6 protein-coding genes and 1 pseudogene are annotated in these 12,200 nt (G+C 48.8%); all 7 read right to left on the bottom strand.

The features are described 5' to 3' along the window. Positions 1–789, bottom strand: a pseudogene (locus ACFQ3W_RS25210) (hypothetical protein); the annotation flags it as partial. A 327-nt stretch (positions 790–1,116) separates the two neighbouring features. Continuing rightward, positions 1,117–1,524, bottom strand: a complete 408-nt coding sequence (locus ACFQ3W_RS25205) for a hypothetical protein (protein ID WP_379321999.1) — start codon at positions 1,522–1,524, stop codon at positions 1,117–1,119. An 893-nt stretch (positions 1,525–2,417) separates the two neighbouring features. Then, a complete protein-coding gene (locus ACFQ3W_RS25200) occupies positions 2,418–3,146 on the bottom strand; it encodes a response regulator (RefSeq protein WP_379321998.1) in 729 nt (242 codons plus the stop codon). Beyond that, positions 3,139–4,311 (bottom strand): sensor histidine kinase, encoded by a 1,173-nt coding sequence (locus ACFQ3W_RS25195; RefSeq protein WP_379321997.1) that lies wholly within the window; start codon positions 4,309–4,311, stop codon positions 3,139–3,141. Before ACFQ3W_RS25195 ends, ACFQ3W_RS25200 begins: the two co-directional genes overlap by 8 nt. 49 nt (positions 4,312–4,360) lie before the next feature. Beyond that, positions 4,361–7,114 (bottom strand): stalk domain-containing protein, encoded by a 2,754-nt coding sequence (locus tag ACFQ3W_RS25190; protein ID WP_379321996.1) that lies wholly within the window; start codon positions 7,112–7,114, stop codon positions 4,361–4,363. 342 nt (positions 7,115–7,456) lie between these two features. Continuing rightward, the gene (locus ACFQ3W_RS25185; RefSeq protein ID WP_379321995.1) at positions 7,457–10,759 is read right to left on the bottom strand and encodes a SwmB domain-containing protein; all 3,303 of its coding nucleotides are present in this window, start codon (positions 10,757–10,759) and stop codon (positions 7,457–7,459) included. 190 nt (positions 10,760–10,949) lie between these two features. After that, positions 10,950–12,155 (bottom strand): methionine adenosyltransferase, encoded by a 1,206-nt coding sequence (gene metK, locus ACFQ3W_RS25180; protein WP_379321994.1) that lies wholly within the window; start codon positions 12,153–12,155, stop codon positions 10,950–10,952. Positions 12,156–12,200: the final 45 nt, after the last annotated feature.

The following is a 12,200-nucleotide window of genomic DNA, read 5'->3' as shown; positions in this document are numbered from 1 at the left end:
CGGCTGCGAGCGGGCGTGGGCGGGAGCCACGCCCGCGGTGAACTGCACGCGCCCCTGCAGGTGCGCGAGCTGGGCAGCGGAGCGCCAGGCCGGCGACAGCCCCGGCAGGCGTTCCGCAACAAGCTGCTGGAGCTCCGCTTCCAGCAGCGACCTACCCTCGAGCGCGGCCGCCAGCCGCCGCGCCCCCTCCCCCCACTCCTCTGAGGCCCTGCCCATGATCCAGGAACCGGTCGTTCCCCCAAGTCCCTCATCCCCAGTCCAAGCTCCGAGCAGGGACCGCCCCAGATCGGTCAAACCTTTGTTTGCGTTCCAAATCCAACCGCACTCACTCCCCAGCCAAACCTCCAGCTTCCGTGCTCCGGCCGCCCCCTTAACCCTCTTTTCAGGCAGGAATTCCCACTCCCTGGCACCTCCTCGCCCCACCGTCAACCCCTGTTCGGAAGACAGCTTCTGCTCCAAATCGAGCTCCTCTCTCAACTCTCGTCTGATGTAGTCTAGCCAGTCCTCAGGTGTCCATCGATCCATTTCGGCCACAGGCACAAAACCGTCCCGCAGTTGAATCGCCCAACCCAGCGGCATGCTGCCGGACAACAAAAACACCGCGACCGCTCCCTCACTGCCAGTCTCTCTCCGTTCCATCCTGCCCAATTCACCTAATGGTTTATCAACTTTAGTTGAACCCTCTCCTACCCCCATGCCTGTCCACCACAACATATCCACGCGCATATCCAAGCTAACCATAAGCCGCCAGCCTAGCCGTTTCCTAACGGCGTATAAACAAATTTTCAAGCGCTCCCCTCCCTCATTAAAGTAAGTCCAACCTATTTCAAATGAAAGCTTCTCATTTGTCTTTGTATAACTGAAGCCTCGAATGATCATCGCTTAACAGCACTCCCTTCATGCCCCCCTCCCGCCCAGCTGCTTTTTCACGTATACACTCTAAACTGGCCTTAATAACGCAAAAAGCACACTCCCTCCGGCTTTCGCCAAAGTAAGAGTGTGCTTCACACCTTGAACTGCGCGCTCAAACGCTGCAGTATATCCTTATGAAATTGTCTATTTTCCAGTATTGTCTCCAACCACTCATGATCTTGCCTTTGTTTACAATTTCGCTGTTTAAACATGGACATATGGAATTTTGTCCGCCTCCTGGGGGATCCGTAAATCAACATAAACAGGGTTTGCGCCTTTGATTTGAGCCGTTTGTTCTTCCACATCTTCCTGCCGCACAACAGTTAAACCAATCACCGTCAACTCCATATCGTCTTGAGCCTGAAGACGGCGTGCGATAGCCAGCGTATCATCCTTGGAGCCTTCATCCAACACCGTGACCTGCAGCGACAGCCCTCTAAGCCGAGCATACCAGGACAACGCTCTCAAATACCATTCCATTTGGCCCTCATGATTTCTCGTGACCAAAACATAATGAATCATGTGGCTGTTCGGCTTCCGCCGGGAATAAAATCGATGAAGCATGTGCACCAGTACCGCGGCCAATCCGTAGCATAGCAATATCCAACCCATGTAGGGAACCACGGAACCTCACCTCCCTTATAGCGACAATATATGCCGCTGATAAAGGGTCGGTTACTGGGCGCTCACGGACCATCAATTTAGGTAACTTGTTTTCACAGCTCTATGTATTGCTGACTTTTATGTATATTTCACGGTTTGGGTAACCACTACCTATATCCACACTTAAATTTGTACCCAAGCTCTCAACTTAACCTTAACCTTAATCTATACCTATACCCATACCTAAACAGCCCTTATCCCCACTAAATCGCGCATCTAAATGTAAAAAGTGCAGCTATTTTCCCCAATATCTTCGATCTCAGCACTTTAGATGCATAGAGTGCAACTAAAAGCGCCCTTTTTCCAATCTACCTGCCTGCTAAGGTCATTTAAATGTACTTTTTACACTTATTTTCTCCCAATCTGCGGAAAACGAGAAATTAACTGTATGAAATACACTTAAATCCTATTTTTCAAAAAGACTATACCACTTAGAGGTAGTTAGAAGTAGTTAGAAGTAAATAGAGGTAATGATGCCACCATTTCTCCTTCAATCTTCATTTAGTAGCACAATATGGAATCGATAGGCATAGAAATCCCCGCTTCACCTTGTCCAGCAAGTCAACTTACCATCAAGCTCGCTGCAGGGAGGTCACTTTATAGCGAGGAAAAATTTCGATCAACTGACCACTAGCTGCACGAAAACTTCAAGTTCCAGTAGCCTAAGGAAACACGAAGTCATAGACCTTGCTTCCGGTCATCCTTGGGGGATATAAGCCTCCGGACACCAGGGACCTGTTTTGTAAGCCGACTTCTGCATAGTAGTAAAACCCTGCTACTCAACCAGTCCCTTTTCTTCTGTACTTCCTCTAACTTAACTCATCTAGTTCGCTTCCCTAATATTAGAGGGTTACCCAGCCATACTTAATGGCGTTAATAACGGCTTGCGTACGGTCATCGACATCCATCTTCTGCAAAATGCTGCTGACATGGTTCTTAACCGTCTTCTCGCTAATAAACAGATGTTCGCCGATCATCTTATTGCTGCGTCCTTCCGCCATCAGGCGAAGCACCTCAGCCTCACGACGTGTGAGTGGGTTATCGTCACCAGCCACAAATTTGACGCCGGCTTCACGGATTGCATTGTCTTCGGCAATAGCTCCCGTCTCGCTTAGATATTCCATGCGGCGGAGTTGTTGAATCAGTTTGCCAGTCACTTTCGGATGAATGAAGGCATTGCCTTCAGCTACTGTACGGATCGCATTGATCAGGGATTCGGCCTCCATATCCTTCAGCAGATAGCCTGTTGCCCCTTTTCGCAAAGTCTCAAATACGTAGCTCTCGTCATCGTGAATCGACAGGATAATTACTTTCACTTCCGGAAGCGTTTCTCGCAGTTCAGCCGTTGCGTCAACACCGTTTAGAAGCGGCATGTTGATGTCCATAAGCACAATTTCCGGATGAAGCTCCTGACAGGAAGCCAATACTTGGGTCCCGTCACTGCATTCCCCGATAACCTCGATGTCATCCTCCATGTTCAAAATACGTTTAAGCCCTTCGCGAAACAGTTGGTGATCGTCGGCCAAGAGAACTTTAATTGTTTGTTTTCCCCCGCTAGTCTGATTATCCATCCTGGTTCTCCTTTCTTTTCTCTGTGTTCGTTGGGATATGGATGATGATTTTGGTACCCATATTGGCTCCTGACTCGATCTCCATTCTTCCTTCGAGCAGTTCCACCCGTTCCCTCATACCGATTAAGCCAAAATGCGTATGCTCTTTCGTCTTTTGTTCCAGTTGGTCCACTTTAAAGCCAAGCCCATTGTCCGTTACCACAATTCGAATGATTTGCGCTTGATACGTTATTTCGACGCCCACATAAGTTGGAAAAGCATGCTTCGCTGCATTGGTCAAAGCTTCCTGTACTAAGCGGAAAACCGCTGCCTCCATGGGGGAGGTCAACCGATATTCCTTGCCCCTCGTTTCAAAGGTGGCTCTTATTTTCGTCTTCTCCTCATAATCATGAACGTATTTGCGAAGCGTTGGAATAAGTCCCAGATCATCCAGGGCCATAGGGCGCAAATTAAATATGACCTTCCGCATCTCTTCCAAGCTGAAGCGGACCTGCGCCTTCAAATCTACTATTTCGTCTTGGACCATCTTAAATTCCTGCTTAGCCAGCATTCTTTCTACAATTTCCGTCCTAAGCACTAGATTTGCGAGCAACTGGGCAGGACCATCGTGGATCTCTCTAGAGATCCGCTTGCGTTCCTCTTCTTGCGCCAAAATAATTTTCAAACCGATCAACTGACGATTTTTCGCCGATTCCAAAATTCGGGTAACCTGTCCCAACTCACCGGAAAAATACTCCAGCACAACGCCCATCTGCGAGCTGATCGTTTCGGCGCGTTCAACCGACTTTTCTACATTGCGCGCTCTTTTTTGCAGCTCATCCCGCCGGGCCTTTAAATACATTTCCTTTTCCCGGTAAATGAGCAAATCGAGCTGCAGTTGCGTCGCCTTCTCATAGGCCTGCTTGATATCCTCTTCCTTATAGCGCACAAAATCCCGGCTGACTTCTGTCAGCCGGATGCGGGAACGTCGGTAATTCACTTCGAGCTGATCGACCTTCTCCACGGTTTCTGCGGTTTCTTTCATGACGTTTTGTAGTTCGGAGGTAAGTGTCTTCAGCTCGTTTCGTGCCGACTCCAATATTTCGAGAATTTGAAATTTGCTACTTTCCAACACACTCACTGCATTATTGATAACGCGATCAATGGCATCTGCTTGAAAATCCACTTAATCCTTCTCCGTTTCCATCTATCCGAGTAGTTCCGAACTAATCATATCATGATTCGAGGGTAATGGATTTGGTTTTCTTTTCCCAATTTACGCCAATGCCAAGCTGTTCGGATACCAAACGTAACGGGACTAAAGTCCTGCCTCCGGTGATAATTGGTGATACGCTTGCTTGCTTTTTGTCTCCGTTCAACAAAAATTCACTTTTGCCGACGGTCAACTCTAGAATAGTCGTGCCGCGCGTAACCGTAATTTTCTTGGACGTACTGTTCCACACCGACGATCCGCCAAAAACATCCAACACATATTTGATCGGAATATAGGTTGTCCCGTTTTTAAGCAGTGGAGCCACATCCAGCGTTTGTTTTTCACCGTTTACTGTCATCGATTTTTGGCCTACCGCCATTTGAGCTGTCGCGCTTGGGAAGCCCGTGTCCCCTTCCGATGAAGGAGCTGTAAATTTAATATTGTCAAATGAAACGCTGCCCGTCATAGCACGCTCGTCCTGACCTTCGGTAACGTTCACGACATATAGACGTTTCAGCTTGGCCGGATATTTCATCCCGCTCGCGGTCAGGTCTACGGTCAATGTTTTCCAGCCGGTAAAATCAAGCGGCCGTGCCAAATCGACGTAAACCGGTTTTCCGTTCGCATCTGCAAATTCTGCGCGCACCCAGTTCAAACTGGAATCGCCCAACAGATCTACCGTCATTGCTGTAGCGTTATCCGGAATCGCTTTACCGACCGTACCATTAAGCTCAGCATAAGCAAATTTGTTGCCGCTGCCGCCCGTCAGGTCGTAGTCCAACTTGAGCACTTTCGTCTTAGCATGGTCTCCTGTGCCTTGAACAATTGATGCCGTTCCTGTTACCTCTGCCGGCTTACCTGTGAACGTTACTTCATTATTTGCGTTGTCAAAGCTTTCCCAAATTTGTTCCGTCGAGGTCGAGAAGACGATCGGCGTTCCGTTGAACCCGTCGTATACCGGGGTAGCGTAAGCGATTTTGGCTCCGGCGTTGACGGCCTTCACGGTAAGCTCTCCGTTTTGCACATCCGCTTTCATCCCGCTAAATGTCCATTTCACTGATTGGGAAGGCACGTTGACGCTCCGTCCATCCTTCAGTGTGGCCGTCACGGGTACAGATACCGTGCTGCCTGCCGTGAGCGGAGCAAACGAGGTTCCCACCGTCAGGCTTTGCAGGTCGCTGCCGCCAAGCACGGTGATCGTCATCGAGTCCTTAGCCTCTCCGCTGATTGCGGTAATTTTGGAGCTGCCCGCTTTGACCCCTTTGAAGCCTTCATTGGTCCAGACGACGTTGCCGTTGTCGGATTTCCAGCTTGGGTTTGCGCCGGAGGTATCGATCGGGTTGTAGTAGGTATCATAGCCTTTCAGTTGGTAAGCCACTGCCTGCCCAATGAATAGCGATTTTTCGCCGATAATTTTCAGACCCTTGAGCGAGCCTTGCGGTGCTGTTGTGAATACGCCCAGGCCGTTAGCTACAGCACGCTGTCCCGCCGCGCCGTTGGACGTCGTAAACGTCAGCTCCACTTCGTTCTCAGCAAGCGGGCGTGTAACCATCGTCGTAGATCCCCCACCGTCCAGGTTCATCCCTTTCCATACACCGATGCTCGTCATAAAGCCTTGCAGTTCCTTGAGCGTTAGTCCGCCGCTGCTGCTGTTGTTCTCTACCGTAATAATGTAGGCCGTCTTCCCGTCCTGGGAATAGCCTACGGCCGTACGGGCCACCGAGCTGCCGCCGCTAATCGACGTCGTCGAGCGGGTGAACGCCGATGGTTGGCCTTGATCGACCAGCAGCGTGTGTCCGCCGATCATCATTTTTAGATCAGATGGGTTGATGGTTTGGCTGTCCGTGAGGGAACGGAGCTCATATGTCGTGTTCACCTGCTGTCCAACTGTCAGATGCGTAGCTACATAATCCGCCGCTGTCCCGTGGGCACGCAAAATATACCCATCCGCCGGCACCGGACCCGGAATGGCTGCTTTGAGCGATACTTGCTGCACAATGCCACCCTGAACGAGCACTTCCGTTGGCGTTGTGCCACTGGCTGCCGGACGCTGCTCCGATTTCCAATCACTGGTGTAAATGAACATTTTATTCACATGGCTGTACCCTTTATCCGGCTCGGTCGTATATGCCTCCTGATTGATTCCTGTTAGAGGGAACGTAGAACCATCCCCGGCCAGCACCGTACCGCTAAATCCAAAGCGATCGATGATCGGGGTTCCATCCTTCTTCACGCCGAAGGCATACATCCCTTGCAGCTGCGCTGGACTTGTCACGAGCGTGCCCTTGGACACGGCTGCACCCATCGGTACACCTTGCCCTGCCGTGTTGAAGAAATCGCCGTTAACGCCGGCTACTGCCCCTGTCTCCTTGGCCATATTTTCAACGGATTGTCTGGTCGTCAATTGACCGCCTTTACCCGTCATGACATCAAGCTGAACATAAGGGTTGGTTAAATCCACCGCAATCACGTCCGTCAGCGCCTTATGCTGCTTCCCGGACCGTGTAAACGTATATTGATATTGAATGTGCTTTGCTCCAGACGTGATCCACTCCCGGCTCAGCTCAACCACCTGGTTATCCGCCGCGTGGACGGTCGAAATAGCGCTACGAATCGGTCCCAAAGTTACGACTGGCTGAATCCAAATCAAACCCGCCAGAGTGACGAGTGCCAATTGCTTGCCTCTACGTGCCATAAGGTGCGCCAGCTTAGACTTTCCGAAAGTTTTACTTTGTTCGTCTGCTGTCTTCCCGGTCATCTCTCTTCTTACAACCATAATATTATGTAACTCTCCCATCTATTTACATAATGAATCTCAAGACGGATGGGCTACTCCCACCCTCTGCCACTCGAGAAACTAGTCTCTATATTAAATAGACTACTTTTAACAGGAAAAGTTACGAAAAAAAGCTAGATTGCTAAAAAAGTACTAGGCGGGGAGATGACCAGAGAAGGCAAATCGTTGGTTTGTGTATCATCGCATATCGCTATGTTCATATGGCCTCTGCCCCTCCCCCTAATCGATTCTCGGAAACGTTCCTCTATGATTTTAAAATGAAAAAACTCCCTATTCCTGCTGAATAAACAACAGGAATTCGGGAGTTTTTTAGAAAATCGCTTAAATGTAATTCAATTTATCCAGCACCCGCTTCAGCATTACCGCTGCTTGAGCGCGGGTGGCGTTGCCTTTCGGCTGGAAGGAGGTGGCCGATACGCCTTGGATGATCCCTTCCTTCACCGCCTTGGCTACCGTGTCCTTGGCCTGGATTTTGGCCGCGTCCTTGAACCGGGTGAGGGTCGCTGTATTGGCTCCGTTCATCGAAGTGTTGTACCCCGCATATTCCATCGCCCGCACCATCATCAGCGCCATTTGCTCGCGTGTAATGTTACTGTTCGGCTTAAACGTCCCATCGGCATTCCCGTTGATGATGCCAGCTTTCGCAGCAGCCCCGATATAAGCCCCGGTCGTTCCAGAGGAGACATCAGGAAAGCGTTTGGCCGTCGTCACGTCTTGCTCAAGCCCTAGCCCTTTGGCAATAAACGTGGCGAATTCCGCGCGGGTGATGTTTTTGTCGGGATCAAATTTCGCACCGGAGTGGCCGTCTATAATCAGTTTCCCAGCAAGTTCGCTGATATCATTTCTAGCCCAATGCTTCGCCGTATCGTTGAAATAGCTGTACCCTGCAGCAGGTCCAATGACAGAGTTCCCATTTACCTTCCCATTAAAGATCAATAAACTGTTGCCGTTTGTAACCTTGGATGGCACAAATGAAGCCGAACGGGATGGCAAATTGTACTTGACAAGAGACACCTGATTGTTCGTAGTTGTATTTACCGTTCTGAAGTAAATCTGGCCGGTATATGATACATCGACGGTGTTGTTCACGTTTGTTCCGTTATAGGATGAAACATAAATTTGCATTGGATCCGCAATTGGTGTCGTCGATACCCCATTTGAGTAATTTAGAGTTGGCAACTGTGACTGAGTTAAAGGATCCAACTGAATAGTGAGATAGGCCGATGCCAAGGAATTGACGTTCAATGCCCGCGAAATTTCCGCGAATGGAATCTTTTCAATAGGCAGTTCGTACATCACCTTGTTGTACTTAACGGCAAATGATCCTGTCTTGCCTTTGCTGTACATATCCATCAGCGCACTGATCGGAACTGCGACTTCCGCTGCTTTTTCTGTGGAAGGAACCTCAAACACCACTCTTCGAGTAACCACGTTATTATCTGTTAAGTATTTGAACGCAGTCTGCAGTTTTGTAGTGTCAATAGTGTATCTATTCATTCCTATACCTGAGCGAGACCGACTGCCTGAAGTTTGAGCTGTGTTTGTGTTTAAAATATAGCCCCCGACCCCCAGCTCAGCGTTGGACATGGTTGACAAATAGTCTGGTTGGCCCGTTTGTCCAACATTCGTCCCCGTAGTTTGCCCGCCCGTTAAGTTCTGTACTGGCATATTGTTAAAGCTTTTTAGTATATTACCTGCATTATCATATAGCGGAGCCGCGCCAGTTAGGTAAGACAAGGTCACAACCTGTCCAGCCGTTACTGCCGAGGTCAACTTCAGGGTAACCGTATTTCCGTTGATGGATGCCGACTGAACTCCTCTATTCACTTTATCAACCACAACATAAAATTGATTAACTGGAACATACGTAGCTGTACGCAGCGTTGAATTGTAGACAATCGTTAACGTATCGCCGTTAACAGAGATAGATCGAACTCCCTCCGCGATTACGCTATAAGTTACAGGCTGTAAATTCACATATCCGGCCAGGTTACCGTTAGTGTCAGCAATTCCACCGTAACCTGAGACATAAGACAATGTCACATTTTGGTCCTTCGTAAATGAGGAAGCCAGAGTAAGTATGACTTGGTTGGATACAACCTCCACTGCCGTTACATAGACAGGCGCATTGTTGACTAGTACCGAAAATTGGCTTTTCATCGGCGTAGGGCTTGTACGGAGCAGTTCATTATAAGTCATGAAGATTTTATTACCTGAACCTTCCGCTTGCTTAAATACGGGAGCAACAGTATCATACGTATTTCGTACAAAAAAGTCGCTGAACGCAGGTATGTCCATCCCACGGTAGTCCTGAAGTGGATAAGACCCAGGAGTATATGATACTTTCACTACCTCACCATTTGAAATGGAACTGGATAAATATAGCGTAACTACGGATCCACTCTGCGATATACTGCTGATTGATTTAGTATTCCCGTCGGCAGTAACCGTAAATTGTTGATAAGCGTAGCTGGATGGGCTTTTTAAACTATCGCTAAAATATAAAGTTACCGTATTACTTGTTGCGTAGCTCGTATCTTTTGGTTTTGGCATCACGGAATCAATGCCGTTAGTAACCGCCCTGGTTGGAAAAGAGACGGCTGCGTTGCCAGCTATATCTCGAATTCCTTGACCCGAGTAACCCGTATAGCTAATTTTGACATCCTGTCCGACAGCAATCCCTGTCTCTAAGTACACATATACGCTATCTCCAGAAACTGTAACATAGCTTAAGCGACGAGTTTCCCCGTTTACGGTTACCGTAAAGCTGGAGGTTGGCAAGTTGTATGATGAGTTCAAGGCTTCATTGTACAGTAAACGAATGACTGTATTGTTGTACATTGTAGAACTCTGTAGCACAGGGGCTGTCTTATCATATGCAACGGTTTGGAAATACCAATAGCTGCTGCCGCTAATCCCTGCATAATAAAGTTGCGGCGCCTGGGCATCATAAATTCCGTTGCTTGCGATTTCTACATAATAACTAGCCCCCTCCTCCAAGCTATAGCTTGGAACGATGGTTACTTGGTTGGAGCTAACCGATACGCTGATTGGAACAGTCGCGCCATTACTAGTTTTTCTTAGCGTAATTCCCCCGTTGGTAATACTGGGGTTTAATCTAACTGATCGGTTAAAAGTAATAACTGGACGGACGCTTGTGCTTACTCCCGTGCTGCCATTCGTTGGACTAAAAGTAGCTGTAAGGGCCGTTGTTGGCTGACTTACGGTTGTGAAAGACCAACTTAATGAAGAGGACTCTACGCCATTTGGATTTCCCACGATAAAGGCCTTATCAGGAAATGAGATAGTATAGACTGTACCATACTGCAAATTTGTTGGAGGAGTTAATACTAGTGAATCCGTATAAGTGGCTTGTGTAATTGTCACTTCGTTTTTTTCTATGGCCCCCGATGAATTTCTTGAGATGGTGTACACCTGTTGACCGTTTGTTCTAAGCTGTTGCCCAGGGAATTTAACCTCTAGCTTCGTATCTATCGGTACAGTAGTACCTGATGGGCTGAACACAGCCGTAGGCACATCACCAGCCGCCGCGCCGACCATGGTTCCTGCCAATGTACTCATGATCAGGGCTATTGCGAGTATAATCGATAATTTCTTTTTCATTTTCGCAACTTTCTCCTCTCTTTTCAAAACGCCTATGTATATAAATCGTCACCTAGCAATTAAGGGACATACCTATTTATATTAACGGCAATTCTAGCCTCGTAGTTTAGAACAGATTACTGGTGCAACGCAAAAAGACGGATACTCCCCCGATTCGGAGTGGTACCCGTCTTTCTTTGAATTTTGTAAGTTATTCCAATCCAGCTTGCTCTTTCAACGCCTCAGCCTTGTCTACTCTTTCCCAAGGCAGATCGATGTCGGTGCGGCCAAAATGGCCGTAAGCCGCAGTTTGTTGATAAATCGGGCGACGAAGGTCCAGCATGCGAATGATGCCTGCCGGGCGAAGATCGAAGTTCTTGCTAACAAGCTCAACGAGCTTCTCTTCCGGTACTTTGCCTGTACCGTAAGTATCTACATTAATGGAGACCGGATTAGCTACACCGATCGCGTATGCCAATTGGATTTCCACTTTGTCGGCCAGGCCAGCTGCAACGAGGTTCTTCGCAACGTAGCGTGCCGCATAAGCAGCGGAACGGTCTACCTTTGTCGGGTCTTTCCCGGAGAAAGCGCCGCCGCCATGGCGAGCATAACCGCCATACGTATCCACGATGATTTTACGACCAGTCAGGCCCGCGTCCCCTTGAGGTCCGCCGATGACAAAACGACCTGTCGGGTTAATAAAATATTTCGTTTCAGCATCCAGCAGCTCTGCCGGAACAACCGGAAGTATGACTTGTTCCTTAATATCTTTCTGGATTTGTTCCAGCGAAATTTCTTCCGCATGCTGCGTCGATACGACGATGGTGTCAACACGCTTCGGGATGCCGTCCACGTATTCAATAGTCACCTGGGTTTTCCCATCCGGACGAAGGTAATCCAACGTACCGTTCTTCCGTACTTCAGAAAGACGGCGAGCAATGCGATGCGATAAAGCGATCGGAAGCGGCATCAGTTCCGGAGTTTCGTTCGTTGCAAAACCGAACATTAACCCTTGGTCACCAGCTCCGATATTCTCCGTCTCCTTATCAACCTGAGCAGGGTCCCGGTTCTCTAAAGCCGCGTTCACGCCTTGCGCAATATCCGCCGATTGCTCATTGAGCGAGGTCAGCACCGCACAGGTATTGTAGTCAAACCCATATTTTGCACGAGTATAGCCGATGTCTTTGACGGTCTTCCGTACGATCGACGGAATATCGACATACTCGGATTTCGTACTAATCTCACCGATCACGAGCACAAGCCCCGTAGCTACAGACACTTCGCAGGCTACACGAGCATAAGGGTCATTCGCCAGGAATGCATCAAGCACCGCGTCAGAAATTTGGTCGCAAATTTTATCCGGATGCCCTTCGGTCACGGACTCGGAAGTAAATAAGTGTCGCCCTTGTATGGACATAAGTTCAACCTCCCCACGGATAGTATGGCAAATGCCACCCTATCC

The organism is Paenibacillus puldeungensis, from assembly GCF_042678945.1.
Lineage (GTDB): Bacteria > Bacillota > Bacilli > Paenibacillales > Paenibacillaceae > Fontibacillus > Fontibacillus puldeungensis.
The sequence above is the reverse complement of the archived record's forward strand: the minus strand, read 5'-3'. Positions and strand labels throughout refer to the sequence as shown.